General features: G+C 44.7%; 20 protein-coding genes. 13 read left to right on the plus strand and 7 right to left on the minus strand.

Annotation, left to right across the window (positions count from 1 at the left end):
- The first annotated feature begins 154 nt into the window (after positions 1-154).
- The 4 genes from AC3RCI_RS13515 (at position 155) to AC3RCI_RS13530 (ending at position 4,461) form a co-directional block, all read left to right on the plus strand.
- Complete coding sequence (locus AC3RCI_RS13515; RefSeq protein ID WP_127535879.1) at positions 155-487, plus strand: antibiotic biosynthesis monooxygenase; 333 nt, start codon at positions 155-157, stop codon at positions 485-487.
- Between the two features lie 206 nt (positions 488-693).
- Positions 694-1,002, plus strand: coding sequence for a hypothetical protein (locus AC3RCI_RS13520; protein WP_492529463.1), 309 nt, complete (start codon positions 694-696; stop codon positions 1,000-1,002).
- A gap of 251 nt (positions 1,003-1,253) precedes the next feature.
- Positions 1,254-3,224: a 5'-nucleotidase C-terminal domain-containing protein gene (locus tag AC3RCI_RS13525; protein WP_492529465.1), complete on the plus strand. Its 1,971-nt coding sequence runs from the start codon at positions 1,254-1,256 to the stop codon at positions 3,222-3,224.
- Between the two features lie 208 nt (positions 3,225-3,432).
- Entirely contained in the window at positions 3,433-4,461 is a 1,029-nt protein-coding gene (locus AC3RCI_RS13530; protein ID WP_492529467.1) for a helix-turn-helix transcriptional regulator, read from the plus strand.
- An 82-nt stretch (positions 4,462-4,543) separates the two neighbouring features.
- Here the strand turns inward: AC3RCI_RS13530 and AC3RCI_RS13535 are convergent, their stop codons facing one another.
- The gene (locus AC3RCI_RS13535; protein ID WP_492529469.1) at positions 4,544-5,605 is read right to left on the minus strand and encodes an S-layer homology domain-containing protein; all 1,062 of its coding nucleotides are present in this window, start codon (positions 5,603-5,605) and stop codon (positions 4,544-4,546) included.
- 213 nt (positions 5,606-5,818) lie between these two features.
- Here AC3RCI_RS13535 and AC3RCI_RS13540 point away from each other — a divergent pair, with 213 nt between their 5' ends.
- The 5 genes from AC3RCI_RS13540 to AC3RCI_RS13560 all read left to right on the plus strand — a co-directional run bounded on the left by AC3RCI_RS13540 (position 5,819) and on the right by AC3RCI_RS13560 (position 10,843).
- Positions 5,819-6,397 carry an esterase/lipase family protein gene (locus AC3RCI_RS13540; RefSeq protein ID WP_492529893.1) on the plus strand — a complete coding sequence of 193 codons (579 nt, stop codon included), beginning with the start codon at positions 5,819-5,821 and terminating at the stop codon, positions 6,395-6,397.
- Between the two features lie 170 nt (positions 6,398-6,567).
- A complete protein-coding gene (locus AC3RCI_RS13545) occupies positions 6,568-7,155 on the plus strand; it encodes a sugar O-acetyltransferase (protein ID WP_492473780.1) in 588 nt (195 codons plus the stop codon).
- 208 nt (positions 7,156-7,363) lie between these two features.
- The gene (locus tag AC3RCI_RS13550; RefSeq protein ID WP_492529471.1) at positions 7,364-8,263 is read left to right on the plus strand and encodes a helix-turn-helix domain-containing protein; all 900 of its coding nucleotides are present in this window, start codon (positions 7,364-7,366) and stop codon (positions 8,261-8,263) included.
- Positions 8,264-8,279: 16 nt separating this feature from the next.
- A complete protein-coding gene (locus tag AC3RCI_RS13555; RefSeq protein ID WP_492529473.1) occupies positions 8,280-9,269 on the plus strand; it encodes an aldo/keto reductase in 990 nt (329 codons plus the stop codon).
- Between the two features lie 137 nt (positions 9,270-9,406).
- A complete protein-coding gene (locus AC3RCI_RS13560; RefSeq protein ID WP_492529475.1) occupies positions 9,407-10,843 on the plus strand; it encodes an amino acid permease in 1,437 nt (478 codons plus the stop codon).
- Here AC3RCI_RS13560 and AC3RCI_RS13565 read toward each other — a convergent pair.
- Positions 10,836-11,462 (minus strand): LysE family transporter, encoded by a 627-nt coding sequence (locus tag AC3RCI_RS13565; RefSeq protein ID WP_492529477.1) that lies wholly within the window; start codon positions 11,460-11,462, stop codon positions 10,836-10,838. The genes AC3RCI_RS13560 and AC3RCI_RS13565 overlap by 8 nt on opposite strands.
- A gap of 133 nt (positions 11,463-11,595) precedes the next feature.
- On the opposite strand from AC3RCI_RS13565, the gene AC3RCI_RS13570 reads away from it, so the two are divergent.
- The 3 genes from AC3RCI_RS13570 to AC3RCI_RS13580 are packed head-to-tail and all read left to right on the plus strand — an operon-like array spanning position 11,596 to position 15,572.
- Positions 11,596-13,215: a spore germination protein gene (locus tag AC3RCI_RS13570; RefSeq protein ID WP_492529895.1), complete on the plus strand. Its 1,620-nt coding sequence runs from the start codon at positions 11,596-11,598 to the stop codon at positions 13,213-13,215.
- Positions 13,216-13,230: 15 nt separating this feature from the next.
- Positions 13,231-14,454, plus strand: coding sequence for a Ger(x)C family spore germination protein (locus AC3RCI_RS13575; protein WP_492529479.1), 1,224 nt, complete (start codon positions 13,231-13,233; stop codon positions 14,452-14,454).
- Between the two features lie 20 nt (positions 14,455-14,474).
- The gene (locus tag AC3RCI_RS13580) at positions 14,475-15,572 is read left to right on the plus strand and encodes a GerAB/ArcD/ProY family transporter (protein WP_492529481.1); all 1,098 of its coding nucleotides are present in this window, start codon (positions 14,475-14,477) and stop codon (positions 15,570-15,572) included.
- A 120-nt stretch (positions 15,573-15,692) separates the two neighbouring features.
- On the opposite strand, the gene AC3RCI_RS13585 is transcribed toward AC3RCI_RS13580, so the two are convergent.
- The 4 genes from AC3RCI_RS13585 to AC3RCI_RS13600 all read right to left on the minus strand — a co-directional run bounded on the left by AC3RCI_RS13585 (position 15,693) and on the right by AC3RCI_RS13600 (position 17,836).
- Positions 15,693-16,004, minus strand: coding sequence for a spore coat protein (locus AC3RCI_RS13585; protein WP_492529483.1), 312 nt, complete (start codon positions 16,002-16,004; stop codon positions 15,693-15,695).
- 14 nt (positions 16,005-16,018) lie between these two features.
- Positions 16,019-16,210 carry a spore coat protein gene (locus tag AC3RCI_RS13590; protein WP_095287312.1) on the minus strand — a complete coding sequence of 64 codons (192 nt, stop codon included), beginning with the start codon at positions 16,208-16,210 and terminating at the stop codon, positions 16,019-16,021.
- A gap of 106 nt (positions 16,211-16,316) precedes the next feature.
- Positions 16,317-17,156, minus strand: coding sequence for a manganese catalase (locus tag AC3RCI_RS13595; protein ID WP_095287311.1), 840 nt, complete (start codon positions 17,154-17,156; stop codon positions 16,317-16,319).
- Between the two features lie 167 nt (positions 17,157-17,323).
- The gene (locus AC3RCI_RS13600; RefSeq protein WP_153978365.1) at positions 17,324-17,836 is read right to left on the minus strand and encodes a DUF3231 family protein; all 513 of its coding nucleotides are present in this window, start codon (positions 17,834-17,836) and stop codon (positions 17,324-17,326) included.
- A 165-nt stretch (positions 17,837-18,001) separates the two neighbouring features.
- On the opposite strand from AC3RCI_RS13600, the gene AC3RCI_RS13605 reads away from it, so the two are divergent.
- The gene (locus AC3RCI_RS13605) at positions 18,002-18,856 is read left to right on the plus strand and encodes a manganese catalase family protein (RefSeq protein WP_095287309.1); all 855 of its coding nucleotides are present in this window, start codon (positions 18,002-18,004) and stop codon (positions 18,854-18,856) included.
- A gap of 74 nt (positions 18,857-18,930) precedes the next feature.
- On the opposite strand, the gene AC3RCI_RS13610 is transcribed toward AC3RCI_RS13605, so the two are convergent.
- On the minus strand, positions 18,931-19,281 hold the full coding sequence (locus AC3RCI_RS13610; RefSeq protein WP_336779961.1) for an AMP-dependent synthetase and ligase: 351 nt from the start codon (positions 19,279-19,281) through the stop codon (positions 18,931-18,933).
- Positions 19,282-19,317 lie beyond the last annotated feature (36 nt).

Here is a 19,317-nt window from a genome sequence, read left to right on the forward strand (position 1 = left end):
ATAGCAAAATTTTCATAGAGTTCCAATTACAAGATGAACTAAACTTGGCTTTATTGATAATCATTTTCAATTGGGCTACAATAGTGGAAAGAGTAAACCAAAATGCGGTTAGGCTGGAGGGTAACCAGTGTGACTGCAATCAGGAGGAATAATGATGTTGATTCAAACGCGCAGTATGGTTATAGAAAAAGGGCATAGTGACAAGGTACTGGAACGTTTCAATGGCCCAACCCCAGTGGTGGATATGCCTGGTCTGATTGATTTCAGTGTCATGGTCAACAAGAAGAGCAAGGAACATGAAGAGGTTATGGTTATGATTCGTTGGGAATCGGAGGAAGCGTGGAAAAACTGGGAGAAAAGCGATGCACACATCCAGGGCCATCGCAACAAAAGAGGGCAGGAAAAACCTGAATATCTGATCAGCACAACCGTAAATATGTATGAAGTCCAGACTGTAAAAACTGGCAAAGGTACGGTTCAACAATAGGTTCAACAAATAGTGTTTATATGACGATCATCAGGACCTCCACGGGAGGTTCTTTTCATTCAAACCAGCAACGAATAGAGCGCACGTCTATATAGAAAAATTAACATCCTTGGCGGCTGCCGAGCGCCTTTCTTGCCGAAACGATACGTAAATTGCTATTATGAATGATAATATATACTTGAATTAATCAATCTGGAGGCATATCAATGAATCAGCGTTTCCGTATCACCCGAACCATGCAAGAACAAATTGGGGAACCAGCCATCACTCTGGAAGAGTGCAAGGCATACTTTGCAACCCAGCCTGACTTTACGTATTCACAGGTTTACACGGTTCAGGGAACCGAAAGTACCATGTCCATTGATGGAGATTTCTTTATGTGGAAGCAGGATAACGTGGACATTCCTTTCCGGCTATATTCAGGGGATTTGTACGTGGCCATTTCCAGTGAAGCTGTGGTTCCCAAGATGATTGAAGTCGCGACTGCTCTGCAAGCAGATACTGTAGAGGGATAGTTCATTTGAAGCCTGGTCCTTAAGTGGATCAGGCTTTTTTTATGACAATATGATGATTCGTAGCCACCTAAATGTTGGAGTATTATCAATAAAATATGTAATGGACTTGCCGAAACGACAAGAATGTGTTGCAAAATGTAATAATTTTGTTCAAAACGTAAATTTAATCTCCAATTATTTCATTTATCTTGTTATGATCTAGAGGATAGATTTGGTAACACACAACATAAGACAAGAGGTGAAAGGGATTTATGAAGCATCGTAGTAAGCTCAGCTGGATTGTCATCATGGTTTTGGTGTTCTCTACTCTTTTTGGTGGAATTGCGGCTGCCGAGACGTACACCGTTAAAAAGGGAGATACGTTGTGGACCATCGCCAAAACAAATGGGACAACCGTAGCAGAGATGCAAAAGCTCAATCGATTGAAAAACGTAAATGTCCTTCAAATTGGCCAAAAGTTAAAGCTTCCTGAGAAGCCGTCCACAGGGAGTGAGGTTCCTCAAAAAGAAGAGGAAGCCGACTCCACTACAATCACCATTCTGGGCACCTCTGACGTGCACGGGAATCTGTGGGGCTATACTTATGAAGATAGTGCGGAAACAACGAATAACGGGCTCGCACGGATATCTACATATGTCAATGAAGTGAAGAAGACCTCCCCTAACGTGTTGTTGATTGACAATGGGGACACATATCAAGGCAATATTTTAACTGATGATATTTATCGTAAAAACACAGATGTCATTCATCCTGTTTCCAAAGCCATGAATGCCATGAAGTACGATGCCATGGTTTTTGGTAATCATGAATTCAATTTTGGACTCGATCATGTGGATCGAATTATGAAAGAACTGAACTTCCCCGTACTTGGAGCCAACATCAAGACAGAAGATGGCGGGACACTTGGCGAGCCGTACAAGATTATTAATGTAGATGGCATAAAAGTAGGAATTATCGGTGTAACGACACCCAATGTACCTCGTTGGGACGGCGATAAGGTAGACGGCCTTACGTTCGAGCATATGGGTGAAACGGTGAAGAAGGTTGCACAATACCTCAAAAATGAGAAAAAAGTGGATGTACTTATCGCGAGCGCTCATGCAGGCATGTTTGCTGAGTTCGACGAAGACGGAGCTTCAGACTCGGCTGAACGAATTGTAAAGATGGTGCCTGAACTTGATGCCATGCTGGTTGGGCACATGCACATTGTGGTTAACGAAAAAATCGGACAAACCGTGATCGGTGGCCCTCGTAACCTCGGCCGTGACATTGTGCGTTTTGATATCGAAGTGAAAAAAGATCAAGGTAAAAATAAAGTGACGGACCGTCAGGTTCAAGTGGTAGACATGGCTTCCTACACCCCTGATCCGGCGATTCGTGACCTGGTGAAGGAAGAGCACGAAGCTACGATCCAATTCATTACAGGTGGTGGTTCTGCCGGAGCGGAAGGCTCGTCGGGTGGTATCTTCGGTCAGGCAACCGAGGACTTCCAGCCTGTGAATGAAATTAATGGGATTCCTGAAGGCAAACTTCAAGATACAGCCGTGGTTGATCTCATCAACAAGGTTCAGATGGAAGTGAGCGGAGCGGATGTTTCGGCTGCTGCACTCTTCAAAGACACCTCCAATCTGAAAAAAGGTAATATCACATATGCGAATATTTTCGATATTTACAAATTCGATAACGTGCTCTATACCGTTAAGGTTACGGGTAAAGAACTGAAGGCGTATATGGAATGGTCTGCTTCCCATTACAACCAGTGGAAAGAGGGAGATGTTTCGATCAGCTTCGATCCTGAGGTTCCAGGTTATTTGTATGACATGTTTGCTGGCGTAGACTACAAAATCGACCTGTCCAAGCCTGCAGGGCAGCGTATCGTCGATGTAATGTATCAAGGCAAGCCTCTGGCTGATACACAAGAACTGAAGCTTGCTGTAAACAACTACCGATACAGCAGCGCACTGAAAGCTTACAAATTGGTAGAAGCAAACCGCGATTGGGAATCACCACGCAGCATTCGGGATTACCTGGTTGAATATATTCAAGAACATCAGGAGATTTCCCCGGAAGTGGACAATAACTGGGAGATCGTTGGAATCGATCTCGCTAGCCCTTATCGGGATGAGATCATTAAACTGGTGAATGAAGGAAAGATCGATGTTCCTTATGACCAATCACTTAATGTGAACGAGCTGCTCAAGCAAGGAATTATTAAGAAATAATAGGAAGTAAACCTGCTTCCAAATTGCAAGATAAATCAGTCGCCATCATGGCGGCTTTTTTATTTTGTGAAGGCAATTCGGATGAGTCAGTTTATGTAATAATGTGGTTTTGGTTATTCTTCAAGTTGACATGACCAGGAGATTAGACATCTGGTGAACGAAGGAGTATTCTTGTTTATACTTATGATTAATTGAAGGAGACCAAAAGATGAAGCCGCATTCCATAGAACGTATTAAGATTCCAGCCGGATTCTGGGCAGGCTTGGAGCAATTGGGGATCGACACCCATGTCGTAGCCCGCAGAGCACAACTGCCACTCACCAAGATTACGAATACGATCGTCAATACAGACGAATATTTTGCAATCTGGCAGGCTTATTCCGACCTCATGGGCGATACGGCTGAAGGAATCATCAAACTGGCAACCGCTTTTGAAACAGCCCACTATCCACCAAGTGTATTAGCCACCTACCATGCTCGTGACTACCGTGATGCGCTATATCGGATGGCTCGGTACAAACGGATGTGTCCTCCCGAAGGCTTGCACATTACCGAGGAGCATGATCGCTGCATTATTGAACTGGAGTGGATGAATGGTGGACCGTCCGGACCTCCCGTCCTGGTTGGAATTACGCTGGCCTTTCTTCTGGAGCTAGGACGTCGTGGTACGGGGCTGTCTTTGAATGCACTGCAGGTCGAATTCTCACAGCCCATGGGGGATGTGAAGGCTCTGGAAGCTTACTTCGGCTGCGATATCCGGAAGGGTGCAACAAGCAATCGATTGATTTTGCGTCAAAAGGATCTGGATCTGCCCTTCATCACGTATAACGAAGAGCTGCTTGAGATGCTGACGCCCATACTTGATCGCTCGCTGGATGAACAGAAACAGGCTCAATCCATGACAGAAGCGGTCGTATGGATTCTTAAACGGAGCCTCACAGGTGGACGTCCCGATGTCCAAATCGTAGCGAAGGAGTTAGGCGTAAGTGATCGTACACTACAGCGCAGACTCACCGATGAGAACACCAGCTTCAAGCAGCTGCTGACCCAAGCCAGACATGAGCAGGCTCGAGTATACCTAGCTGATCCGTCACTTGATATCAAAGAAGTGGCCTTTCTTGTAGGGTATGAAGACCAGAATTCATTTTATCGGGCATTCCGGCTATGGGAAGGGGAGACGCCTTCGAATTGGCGCTCAAAGCAAGAAAGCTGGCCTGAAAGGCTAGTCACGAATTGATGGATAATCTATTAGATACAAAAACCACTGAATTAGGATTCAGTGGTTTTTGGTGTTAATGAAATAAATGATAGATTAGTGCCTATTCTTCATAAGGAAGGATGGCATAGATTTTCCAGCTGTTATCATTCATTTTCTTGAGTTTATACAATCCGTCCATGGAAACCGTTTCTTCCTGTTGTTCTTTACCCGAATGGATCGTTACTTTCATCTTGCCGCCTTCTGCTTCTAATACAGCCAAACGGTTAGAGGTTTCGATGACAGTAAAATTCGGTTGGGAGAGCATTTCAATATCCATTGTGGTTTCTTCATCTACTGCAGAAGTAATATCTTCCAGAGACGTAAAATTGGATGAAAGCTGATACCCTGTGTAATAGGTTGCATAGGTTACAGACAACTGATCATATTTATGATCCGTCATAGCTTGAATCTCCGACTTCGTAGCAGTGGAAGCAAGTGCCGTCAGTTCAGATGTATCCGGCAGCTCGGTTTGCTCCAATTGTAAAGCACGTTCAAGCATGACTACAGCTTGAGCGCGTGTAGCTTTTGCGAAAGGTTGAAACGTAGTCGTTGTCATTCCTGAAACAATACCAGCCTGGCTCGCTTTAGTAATAGCGGAAGCTGCATAGTAGTTTGGGACGTCCTTGAAGGTTTTGGATGGACCTTTAAACTCTACCGTATCGGAGAACGCACGTACGACCATTACAGCGATATCGCCGCGCGTAATCGGGAGGTCAGGTCCGAATTCAGTGCTGCTTACACCCCCAACGACGCCGAGTGAACTGGCAATCCGAATGGACTCAGCATACCATTTGCCTGCTTTTACATCACTGAAGGATTTTCCTTGAGCTGTACTATGTAGTCCTGTAGCCTGAACAAGAATAGCTACGAATTCTGCACGAGTGATGGGATGATTGGGCTTAAGAGCGACCTCGCCATTGCCCAGGCTGTAACCGTTAAGGAGGTCAGCGTTAACGAAATTGTCAAGCGTATCGTACGCCCAGTGGCCATCAATATCTGTCGGGAAATACAAATCTAGCGATTTGTACGAAGCGGCAGCATGGGCTTTGCTCCACGAAAAAGGGAATACCACAAGGGTCATGGCGAAGAAGAAAAGAGTGAAGCGGTTAATCGTTTGTCTCATCTAGGAAGTTCCTCCTGTAAATTGAAATTTGCCGTCATTCAGCATAACAGAGAAGGGGATGGATGGCTAAAGGAAATCTTTACTAACGATTGAATCGATTAAATTTGAGACTAAAGATCCATTTATATACCATTAATTCACTTATATTATATATAGTGTAAATTATATTTTAGGAGAGTGAATGATGTGAAAAAGAGTAAATTGTTTTTTGCCATGGTCATGAGCATACTGATAGCCATTTCGATACCTGGTATTGGTCAAAGCTCAAAGACATTCGCTGCGACAGAACGGACACCTGTTGTCTTTGTTCATGGATTAACAGGTTCTGATAGCAATTTCGCTTATATTGAAAGTTATCTGCGTGGTCAAGGTTGGTCCAGAGATGAGCTGTTTGCGATTGATCTGCCCAGCAAGCAGGGGAATCAGCTGTTGAATTCGGCAGCTATCAGTCAATTCGTAGACAATGTACTTCGGGAAACAGGCCATAGCAAAGTTAACATTGTGGCTCATAGTATGGGCGGGGCTAATAGTTTATATTACATATTGAACCGCGGGGGCTCTACCAAAGTGGACAAGCTGGTCACCTTGGGGGGCGCCAATCGTTTGACTACAACTTCAGCCCCACAGGGAGTTGAGGTTACTTCCATCTACTCTACCAGTGACACGATCGTTTCTCCTGCACTTTCCCGTTTGAGCGGAGCGAATAACATACAGGTTTCGCTAGTTTCCCATATCGGTCTGCTCTTCAATTCACGGGTTAATGCCTTGATTAAGACAGCATTGAATGAATAGAGAGACAGCGGCAGCTGAATGAAACATGAGTGATCCCATAGATCACTCGTGTTTTTTTTGTATTTTGCTAACAGATGAATTTATAATAGATTGTATTGTACATTGCTGCGTCCATACATAGAATTTTGATTGCCCAAATAGACACAACAAAGGAGCTTACACGAATGACGATGACCGAGAAAGAAAAAGCACAACAAGGACTCTTATATGACAATAACAACGATCCGCAGTTGGTAAACGAACGCCTTGAAGCAAAAGAGCTGTGCTACGACTACAACCAGCTTCGTCCGCGCATGATATCCGAAAGAGAAGCCATTATGAAAAAACTTTTGGCAAAAACAGGAGAGAAGTTTTGGATAGAACAGCCTTTCTATTGTGACCAAGGATACAACATTGAGATTGGAGAAAACTTTTATTGTAATCATAATGCGGTAATGTTGGATGCAGCGAAGATTACCTTTGGCAGCAATGTGTTCATTGCACCGAATTGCGGATTTTACACTGCTGGTCATCCTTTGGATGCTGAACAGCGCAATCAAGGGTTGGAGATTGCACTCCCGATTACAGTAGGGGACAATGTCTGGATTGGCGGAGGCGTATCTGTGCTGCCAGGTGTAACGATTGGAGACAATACGGTGATTGGCGCGGGAAGCGTAGTGACGAAGGATATACCGGCAGGAGTCATTGCTGCAGGCAACCCATGCAGAGTCATTCGAGCGATTACGGAAGCAGATAAGAATAAATACCCTAGACGGTAAATGGGTCATAACCCAAGAGAATAGAAGGGAGAACGGGAGCCAGTTTACTGGAACCCGTTTTTGGTTTCATTGATTTGGCGTTGACGGATGCATTCCCTTCAGAAGAATGAACGAAATGATCACATGACTTGAGCTTCAGAGCAAAGTAAATCTTGCAGAAAAGCGTTATGGTTATGTTTGCAGCAGATGACAGAAGGTAGGAAGAAGAATGGATGTACAACGAACTGAAAAATTAATTCATGCTCCAAAAGGAATGGAACAGGCACCAGACAAAGAGGGAAGCTTGAAATGGAATGGGCTTACAGTCATCCAATTTTGTTTGCATACGCAGGGAACCAGAGGAAGCTTTTTTCTGAAAGACCATCTACTGCTGTTCGTTAAATCAGGCGTATACACGGTTAAATTTAGGAATGAAAAGTATACAGTGCGTTGTAATGAAATGATATTCTTGCACAAAGCGATCAAGGTAGACTACGAAAAGTCGGGTGAGCCCGGTACTGAACATTTACTGGATTATATGATGTTTTATATGAACGGGGATATACTTCAGAAGTTCGCAGATTTTGCAGATTGGAAGACCATTCATTCCATCAATGAGGTCGCCCCGGTATCTGTCATTTCAGTTAACGCCCCAATGAGAGCATATATTAACTCCCTAAAATCATATTTTAACCAATCTGATTCGATCAGCGACGGATTGGTCGGCGTCAAGTTCATGGAGCTGCTGTTTCATCTTGCTGAAGCAAACACAAATTTGCTGCAACAGCTGCTGTATCCTCATCCTACTGAACGGAGTCAGATTGAACAGGTCGTTGAAGAGAATGTGACCAATCCCGTTTCCATTGAAGATCTGGCCTATTTGTCTGGCAGAAGCCTGTCAACATTCAAGCGTGAATTTCGGACATTGTATAACTCTTCTCCATTAAAATGGATCCGTAATCGCAGATTGGATCTGGCCAGTCAGCTCCTGCTCGAGTCGACACAATCGGTAACGGATATCTGTTTCGCCTGCGGCTTCGAAAATACGACCCACTTTTCCAAGGTGTTTAAAATGCGCTTTGATCTATCGCCAACTGAATATAGACGACGGAACTTAAGAAAAGAATAACGAGGAGGACGAGAAAATGGAATATGTGAAGCTGGGGAAGACAGGGTTGGATGTGTCTAGAATTTGCCTCGGATGCATGGGATTTGGCGATGCCAGCCACTGGATTCATCAATGGGTACTAGACGAGGGGAATAGCCGGCCAGTCATTAAGAAGGCTCTGGAGATCGGCATCAACTTTTTTGATACAGCGAATGTCTATTTGCTGGGTGCAAGTGAAGAGATCCTTGGGCGGGCCTTGAAGGACTATGCCAAACGAGACGAGGTTGTTATTGCGACCAAGGTGCATGGACGAATGCATGAAGGACCGAACGGCGCCGGATTGTCCCGTAAAGCCATCATGAGCGAAATCGATAAGAGTCTGATGCGGCTTGGAACGGACTATGTGGATCTGTATCAAATTCATCGCTGGGACTACCATACCCCAATCGAAGAAACCATGGAGGCATTACATGATGTAGTCAAAGCCGGAAAAGTAAGATATCTCGGTGCTTCTGCAATGTACGCCTGGCAGTTCCAAAAGGCCTTATTTGTCGCTGAGCGTAATGGCTGGACCAAATTCGTTTCCATGCAAAATCATCTGAACTTGCTGTACCGTGAAGAGGAACGAGAGATGCTTCCCCTATGTAAGGAGGAAGGGATCGGAGTCATTCCTTACAGTCCGCTTGCTTCAGGAAGACTGACGCGTGACTGGTCGGAAACAACGCATCGCTCGGAGACGGATCAGGTCCAGAAATCCAAATACGACTCTACTGCCGATACGGATCGCTTCATTGTAGAGCGGGTTGCAGAGATTGCAAGCAAGCAAGGTGTTCCGCGGGTTCACATTGCTCTGGCATGGCTTATGCAGAAGCAGCCCGTAACAGCTCCCATTATCGGTGCGACGAAGATATCACATTTGGAGGATGCCGTTGCAGCCATAGATTTGAAGCTGACAGCAGAGGAAATTGCGTGGTTGGAAGAACCTTATGCGCCACATCCGGTTGTGGGTTTAATTCCAATTCAATAATCTGTGTAAATATATTAGCGGATGAAGGGCTTGCCCTATCGTTCGCTTTTTTTGTTTCCCGTCTTCAACATGAAAAAGGGTCAATTGGGAAAGGATACCTTAAGCGGTCCAAAATATTACAGAAGAGGAATGAAGAAATGAGTAAAGCATCAGAGGCCTCAACGGAGGAAAAGAAACTAAAGTGGTGGCAGCTCAGCTTGCTTGGTGTAGCAGGCACCATTGGTACAGGATACTTTCTGGGCTCCAGCCTCGCGATCTCGATCGGTGGCCCTGCAGTATTAGTGGCTTACATTTTGGCTGCCCTCGGTACATATGTAGTTTTTGATGCCTTGGCGAGAATGACATCGGATCACCCTGAGCAGGGATCTTTTCGTTCTTATGCCAAGAAGGCATTCGGAAGCTGGGCAGGCTTTGCCAGTGGATGGGTGTATTGGTTTTCGGAACTGCTTATTATGGGAAGTCAGTTGACGGCCTTGTCCATTTTTTCGCGTTTTTGGTTCCCGAATGTTCCTCTCTGGATATTTGCTGCCGGATTTGGAATTGTCGGTCTTTGCATCGTTTTCTTCGGGAATAAAGGATTTGACCGGGTTGAAAATGTACTTGCCATAATCAAACTCGCAGCAATTCTTATGTTTTTGGTACTTGCCATCGCGCTTCTCGCAGGATGGATTGGGGGAACAAAATATGAGCATAACGTACCGCTGAGCATGACTGAAATTTTCCCGAAAGGCGGGATCGGTCTGTGGTCTGCGTTTCTATTTGCCTTTTATGCCTATGGGGGAATTGAGGTGCTCGGAATCATGTCTTACCGTCTTCAAAAACCTGAAGAGGCTCCCAAGGCAGGCAAAGTGATGCTGATCTCGCTTTCAACGGTATACGTTGTGTCGATTGGACTGGCTCTGACCATGGTCCCGCTGGGGGCCTTTAATCCCAAAGAGAGTCCTTTTGTACTGGCACTGAGCAGTGATCATTTGGCATTTGTTCCGCATTTGTTCAATGGAGTGTTAATTGTAGCAGGTTTCTCTACCATGACGGCGTCACTCTATGCGGTGACCTCCATGATGCTGACCTTGGCCCAGGAAGGAGATGCTCCGCGGTTATTCTCGCGAAAATGGAAAAAGAAATATCCATTATTCGCGCTCTCACTGATCGGATGCGGGCTTATCGCAACCATCGTCATGTCTTTGCTGCTTCCTGGCAAGGTGTATGAATATGTAACAACTGCAGCCGGATTGATGCTCATGTACAATTGGTTGTTTATTTTGTTATCTTCTGGCCGTCTCCTGAAAGCAGGGAGGTTCAGCGTTGTCAAACGATGGATTGGGCTTGTACTGATTGGCCTCGCTATAACAGGTACGCTTTTTCACCCGCTGAGTCGACCCGGATTCTTTATCAGTCTGCTGCTTGTCTTACTTATTGGAATTAGCGATATGATTGTGCAACGAGTTCACAAGAAGAAGAAAAATGAAGAGTCTTCCACCACAGATCAGGAAGAAAAAGAATCACACAACACCCTGGAAAGTCCGAGCTTCCACATTACCGGGATTCGACTTCGAAAGAACAAGATCAAATGAAAAACAGAAACTGAACAGCTTTCGCTCCAAAATAACATCCGAAACCGACAAGAGAGAGGCCGGAAATGATGGATATGCCCTTAAGGACGCCTAAAGTAAGATACTTGCGAAATAAACTCGCAGCGGCGGCCATGAATATATCCCAGATCAGGATACCCAGAATAACGGCTCCACTGTTGATTAGCGTCTGCTCCAGGGATGAATCATTCACCGCCTTGGCCAGAATGGATCCGTAAATGCCAAGCCAAAACATAATGGATAGGGGATTGAACAGTGACATCAGGAATCCATTCATGAACGATTTGGATAGCGCTGCTTCGTCCCCTCTCATATTCGACTGCGTAAGGGTTCCTGCATTTTTGATGCTTTCCACACCGGTATACACAAGCACAAAAAAACCAAATAGCCATAAGAAAGCCTTTACAAAGGGCAGATCCAGCAAATGAATGATGCCGAAATAGACGAGCAGCATGTAAATGATATCAGCAGTGATCGCGCCGAGTCCAACAAACCAGGAAGGCATGAATCCACCCCGAACACCCTTGTCCAACTGAGCAGCATTGATGGGACCGATTGGGGCTGACAATGAAATCCCCAGTAAGATATAACCTAGTATCATGGAACGTTGTCCTCTCCTTTCATGTACTTTATCAGCTTATTCCAGGGAGTACTTAAATAGGACAATGTCTAGATTTTGGCATAATCTTGACGGATATGATCCATATTAAACGGAAAATAAAGGATGTGAGATGATGCTGTTCCGCTGGATGAAAAGAGTATTTCAATCACAACCGCTACCTCAGAAGAACGAGAAATCCTTTCGAAATCAAACAAAGCCATATGAAAAATTGGATCCATCACTTTCGAATACACTTAGCTCCATTAGAGAATCTTTTAAGGACAGTCCAGATTTTGTGGTTCGTGAATTTGCTGAATCTGCAGCCTATAATACCCCACTAGCGGTTTGTTATATTGAAGGTTTAACTGACCCAGTCCTTCTCGTAGAGCTAATGGAACATGTAGTTCATTTTGTCAATACAGCCGCATCTAATGAGGAATTACGAGCGGACGATGTCGTGAGAAGGATCTTACCTACGGGTCATATTGAAAATCTGGATTCACCTGATCTGATTTACCGAGCAATTTTAACCGGATATGTGGTTGTTCTGGTTGATGGTGTACGTTATGCCATGGCAGTTCCCATTCCTGGAGGAGCAAGAAGGTCAGTGGAAGAGCCGACTTCTCAGACTGTGGTTAGGGGACCGAAAGAAGGTTTCACAGAAGAAATCAATACCAATATGACTTTAATTCGGAGAAAAATAAGGACTCCTGATTTGAAATTTCAAATGCATTATATCGGAGACTACACACAAACATCGGTTGCTGTAGCTTATATTCAGGGCATCGCCAAGCCGGAAGTGGTAGCAGAGGTGACGAAGCGTTTGAGCTCCATTCGTACGGACAGTATACTCGAGAGTGGTTACATAGAGGAATTCATTCAGGACGCTCCGATCACCCCTTTTCCAACCCTCATTAATACCGAGCGGCCTGATACAGTAGCAGGCAGTTTGCTCGATGGACAAGTAGCCATACTTGTTGACGGGACACCATTTGCTCTTATTGGCCCCGTGACTTTTTTTAATTTTTTTCAAACGACAGAAGATTACTACCAGCGTTATGATATTTCTACTTTTTTGAGAGCCATTCGATTATTGTCTTTTTTGGTCTCTTTGCTGCTTCCATCTACTTTCATTGCATTAACCACATTCCAACAAGAGATGATTCCTACCACCTTATTGATTTCACTTGCCGCACAGCGGGAGGGCGTGCCGTTTCCTGCGTTACTTGAAGCGTTGCTTATGGAAATTACGTTTGAGGTCATTCGTGAGGCAGGTGTTCGGATGCCACGAGCGATTGGGCCAGCGATATCCATTGTAGGTGCATTGGTCATTGGCCAAGCAGCAGTGGAAGCGGGATTGGTTTCCGGGGCGATGGTTATCGTGGTATCGTTCACGGCCATATCCAACTTTGTTATTCCTTACTTCAGCATGGCAACAGCAGTACGTTTGATGCGTTTTCCATTCATGCTGCTCGCTGGTACCCTTGGATTGTTCGGTATATTGGTAGGTGCAGTGCCATTGTTGGTTCATTTGATATCGCTCAAGTCATTGGGTGCGGATTATATGATGCCTTTCAGCCCATTTTACAAGTCAAATATGAAGGATCTGATCTTGCGGGTACCTTGGTGGGCGATGAAGACGAGGCCGAATGAAAAAGCGGCACCTAACAAAACAAGGCAATCTGCACATCAATATCCTTCGGGCTCCAACAATGTTGTAGAACATATTCAAGAACCTGAACCTGACAGATAAGAGGGAGGCTTTTTTGTGATCCGGTGTTTCTACACACTTATACTCCTCGTTTCAGCGATCTCTATTGCCGGGTGTGGTAATCGTACGGAGCTGAATGAACTGGGCATCACGACAGCTGCAGGATATGACAGACAGAATGGTAATTGGATGATTACCTATCAGATGATTGTTCCTCCTGCGAGTAGTATAAACGGAACTTCAGGTGGATCTCAATCTGCGGTGACTACCTTTTCCTCTCAAGGGAAAACGATTCGGGAAGCGGTATCTAAAAGCAGTCTGGAGAATCCGAAAAAGTTATACTTTTCACATACCAATGTCATATTAATTGGCCAAGAAGCCGCACAATATGGACTGTCAGAGATCTTGGATGATTATTATCGCAATATCGATGCAAGGGAATCGGTTAAGGTGATCATCGCAGATGGCCAGGCGAAAGACTACCTGAAGAAACTGGTGCCACCTGAAAAACAACCTGGTCGGGCACTAGCTCAGATTATAGAACGTAACCATGAGCTTGGATCCTATTATCCGGTCATGAATCTGCATGAAATTGCCTTGAAAATAACGTCCGACAGTGGTTCAGCAGGCATTCCCATCCTCACAGTAAAAGGGCAAGATACAAGACAACTGGAGTCCATCGATATTTTTAAGCAGACATCAACACCAAGTAAGCTGAGATTACAAGGATTAAGTGTATTTTATAAAGATAAGGAAATCGGTGTATTGAATCAAAGAGAGAGCATGGGCATTTCGTGGCTAACTGACCGGGTGAACAGGACTAATTTAAGTTATGTCAATGCACATGGTGAAATCAATTCTTTTTTGGTTCAAAAAGCAAGTGTCAAGGTTGAGCCCGTGAAGTCGGGTCATCATTACAGCGTTCAGGTGAATGCTAAAGTGAAAGCTGAACTGAATGAGAGTACAACACTTGCAGATATAACAAGCCCCCATATTATTGACGAATTGCAGCTGCAAGCTGAGCGAATCATTACCTCACAGATGATGGAGGGGTGGAACGCAAGTCAGCGGCTCCATGCCGACATGTTAAGCATTGCTAACAAAATTCATCAAAGACATCCAAAGGACTGGAAAACATTAAAAGAAAAGTGGCCGCAGGAGTTGGCACAGATGGAGATTAACGTAAATGTCGACGTAAGCCTAAGACGAACCGGGCTGCTGCAGGATTCATTCAGTCGGTTGCTTCATAAGGAAAGCGGAGAAAGTGAAGGGGAACATTAACGCCAAGGAGATGTGTAAATATGAATTCAGCTGGATCCGTTCGTGTATCCGAATTGGCCGCTGGTCTTTCCCTGTTCGAAGTTGGAAGTACAACCTTGTTTCTGATGGGCGGAGAAGCGAAGCAGGACGCATGGTTAGCGATGCTAATTGGAGCATTTGCTGGCCTATTGCTGCTAATTATCCATCTTTCCATTCATCACCAGGAACCTGAACTGGATTTGTTCCTTCTGTTGAAACGCTACATGGGCAAGATACTGGGAACAGTAGTAAGCTTATCATTTATCGGTTATTTCGCTTATGAAGCTTCCCGGAATTTGCGGGATCTGAGTGAGGTTACCACGTTGACGTTGTTGAATAAAACACCCATGTGGTTGATCAGTATAATCAGTTTGCTGGTTGTAGCCAACACCGTGCGGTACGGATATCGTGTGCTGTTCCTCATTTGCATGATTTTGTTCCCTGTAATAGTTTTCGGTTACGTGTTAATCAGCATTCTTATTCCTGCCACTGGTCTTTTTCATACTGAATTGAGTTTGCCTGTATTGGAAAACGGGTGGGGAAACATATTCAAGGCTGCTATTCCAGAAATTATCTCCTTTCCATTCGGACAGGTTGTTTTGTTTTTGGTCTTTTATCCTTATGCCCGTAAAGGAAAGAATCTGAACAAAGTAGTGATCATAGCATATATGGCTACCGCGGTCAGTTTAACATTTATCAATCAACTCATTATTTTCGTTATGGGACCGGACATCGCAATGTTTAGTACGCTCCCTCTGCTGCAAACCGTTCAATTGATTGACATGACAGAGGTGCTTGAACGGATGGACGCCCTATTCACGCTGCTCCTGTTCTTGGGATTAGGGATTAAGATCGCTTTTTTTTTCCAAGGTGCTGTAATTGGGCTTGAAAGAATCACCGGACCCAGTTATCGGAAATGGATACTGCCAGTAGGGTTTACAGTGTATGGGCTGTCATTCTTATCTCCGAATTTTACAGAGCATCTTGAAGTTGGGCGAGGCATTACGTTGATCTATTCTTCACCGATATTTCAAATTTTTCTTCCCCTCATATTATTAATAGTTATTCTACTGAAAAAAAGAATGAAGACAAATAAGTGATGCTTCAAGACGATCAAGAAGTTGGAATGAATATCAGATACAGATTGGTAATAGTGACAAATGTGGAATAGCGAATAATAAAACGACTCAGTAAACACTGAGTCGCTTAACTTTAACATTTTATTTGGAGTCCGCTAATTTCAACGCCGTATCCGATTTTTCCAAATCATGCTCGACTTGTTCTTCGATATTGTAAGGATGATACATTTCGTTTTTGATCATATAATCGGCGATTTTTTGATGCGTATCAATTGCGGTGTCCAGTTGGGCCTTAAGCACTTTTCGAACACGTGGTGTTGCCGTTTCGGTAAGAGCAATCGCATAAGTGCGTACAGCTGACTTGGCGGACAGTAGCATATCGGTGGCAATCGCAAGATCATCCATTGGCTTGATGGCCTTTACCAGCATTTCCTTGGTCATCGACGTAGACATAATAAGAATCCTCCTTATTTCAATAGGGATTTCAACTCTTCAATTGCTTGGGAAGAATTGTTCAGATCGTCTTCAATCAAGGATTTTAGTTTCTCGTCTTGGACCAGCTCCAGCATGGTAACCGCTTTGGTAGCACATGATGTTTTGAGCGTTAGCAGTTCATGAATTTCAAGTTTCTCGTGGACAGCAAGTTCCTTCGTCGCCATCGTGAAACACCTCCAGATATCGATATCTATTGATTAGTACCCAAAATAATAGAGCAGAAACGTAAATGAAATGATAAATATAATGAATATTTCAATGGGTTAACGATTACTTATCGCTCGCTTTCCCATCGAGGTCGTGATGAAGTTCTGTGGCAGGAATGACAGGCTCGTAGACTTGTCCTTTTGGAACCGGGTTGGATACGTACACAAAATCACCAGTACCATCTGGAGCACTTCCTTTCGCCCACAAACCTTCACTGGATTCTGTACCTTCGGAAAGATTCCAGAACTCATAGGCTTCAGGTTGAGATTCCTGCTCGGCTTCTGGTGGGAAGGAAGCAGGAACAACGACGCCGTTCTTTTCTTCCAATTCCTGAATGGCAGCCATCCACTGGTACTGATGGTAACGGTCACGTGCCAACATTTTGCGGAACGTCGCCCGAACGCCTTCATCGGTAGTCATGTGATAGAGTCTTGCAACCTGGAGACGGCCCTGGCTTTCGGCATGAAGGTTAGAACGCATATCTGCAAGAAGGTTGCCGCTTGCCACAATATATGAACCGTTCCAAGGTACGCCGGTAGAGTTCGTAGGTAAGCCGCCGAGCCCGCTCACCAGCAGATGTTGAGGATTGATTCCTCCCATAATGGCTGCAGTAACAGGGTCCTCAGCTGCTTTTTGCTGCTCAGCAGGTGTGGCGCCATCCAGCAGCTGGCTTATCAAAGCGCAGAGCATTTCAACGTGGCCGATTTCCTCTGTGCCGATGTCCATAAGCATATCTTTATATTTTTCTTCGCCACGACAATTAAATCCTTGAAAGAGGTACTGCATCATTACGGTCATTTCCCCGAATTGTCCTCCCAATACTTCCTGGACCTGACGGGCGAATACGGGATCCGGGCGATCTACTTTTACTTCGAATTGTAATTCCTTTTGGTGTCTGAACATGTGAATCCCTCCATTGGTATGGTTGATTAATTCTAAATCTATATAACCTGTCCAATTAAATTTAAACAAAAGGGAAACACAAAAAAGACAAAGAGGGAGCAGAACAACGGCTCCTTCTTTGTCTTGAACGGGCATTGAATGTTCCTTAAATTAGGCGATGTTTAGGCTTACTCCGAATCTGGTCTTTTGATTTGCAGAGGAGGAGGAACAAGCCAGCCTTTTTCTTTGACTAATTGCAAAATGCGCACGCCTAATGCCGTCTTGGTTACGTGATATTTGGCGAATAATGCACCGATATCTTCCCGAATGGATTGTCCCATGACCTGGCTCGCTGCAACCAGACCTAACGAGGTGTCTGCTGCGATTTTGGCTGCGATCTCAGGATCAGTGAACCTTGCGCCAGCGGGGATATCTTCCAATTTGACAGGAGGTCTTTCGGGCAGCATTGGAGCTGGAGCGATGCCATTTTCGGTTAATAAAGCATCGCACTCTTTGATTTCCAGTTTGGCCTGATCCAGCAGGTCATCAAGGATTTTTTTCAGATCCTTATCTCCGGCATGGTTCATGTACGCCTGATAACAGGAAATGGAGCCTTTTGCTACCATCGAGCACTGCCACACGCTGAAGATTTCTCCGTAGTGCATCGGTTCGTCTTTGGGATTGCCACTTAAAATACCCATTTATCGTATCCCTCCAAATATTCAGTTGTTTTACCGGGATAGGTTCTCCTTAATAAAAGAATTATATTCTTGCTCCGAATCCAATCATTGGGTGAGCTTGCTATCACATAAATCCAGGAAGAAGGCAGAAACTAAGGCTGTAATTTACTTGAATGGAGGACAACCATGTTTTTTTATAGAGAAGATCTGATTAATATGATTGTTCCGGATAAGCCGGATCCGGCAGCAGCCAAAGTGTTACAAGAAACATTGGGCGGACAATTTGGAGAAATGCGTACAATGATGCAGTTTTTCTTCCAGAGCAGCAACTTCCGCGGAAAAGCAACACAATACAGAGACCTGCTTCGTGGTGTATTTCTGGAGGAATTAAGCCACATCGAATTGGTACAGCAAACGATAAATCAATTATTGACCGGAGCAGGAGCGGAGGGGGCAGGCGATGCCGGCCTGGACGGAGCTCCACTCGACGAAGCCATCAAGCATGCGAATCCGCATCATTATATTATGGGGGCTCAGAGTTCTCTGCCTGTAGATGCAGCTGGTAACCCATGGCTTGGGAATTACGTCTACGATCATGGCAATCTGGTCAGCAATTTGCTTGACAACGTTGTATTGGAATCGACGGGAGTGTTACAAAAAACAAGAATCTATGAAATGAGTACAAACAAAGCGTTTCGTGAAACGTTGGGTTTCCTGATCGTTCGTGATAATGCACATCAAAATGCATTCGCGAAGGCCCTCGAAACGTTGGGGGTGAATTGGGGAAAAGTGTTTCCAGTGCCGAACTACGATATCAACAAATACCCGGAATGCCAGAAATACGTTGACCTCGGCTTCCATAATGCCCAGTTTAACTTCCGGTTGGACAATACCCGGATTGCTGAAATATATAGCGGCCAATCACCTAGTCGTAATGGCGGCGAACTGAAAGTTACTGACCCTCCGCAGGGATTCCCGCTCCCATATATGCCGGAGCTTCCTAATGAGCATAGTCCGGGCCTGCATGACTTGAATGCCTGAGCACTTCCTTACATGTAATAATAGCTCCAAAAAAAAGAGCCCATATCCATGGGTTCCTTTTTTTTATACATATGTTATTGACGATGCTGGTTTGGAAACTGTCCGAACGTTTGCCCAGTAATACCGACATTCGGGTTGTTATAAGGTTGTTCTAAGTATGAAACATGTTGAGAAGTCGTGCTCACGAGCTGTTGAGCAAGATTGGCGATTTGCTGCAATTGCTGGATAGCTGTTTGGTGTCCTTGAAGTGCTGTTTGAATCATATGAGCCGCTTGCTGCTCGCGTTGAGCCAGTTGTTCGAGCTGCTGAGCATTGCTCTGCTCCTGTCTCAGCAGTTGTTGATACTGCATAGAAGCTTGCTGTGTTTGCTGCGTGAGCTGCTGAGCCAGTTGGCTAATTTGTTGGGACTGTGAAAATTGATTCAAGTGAGTAGCCTCCTAAATGTCATTTGGATTACTTGA

The organism is Paenibacillus sp. MT124, from assembly GCF_058792755.1.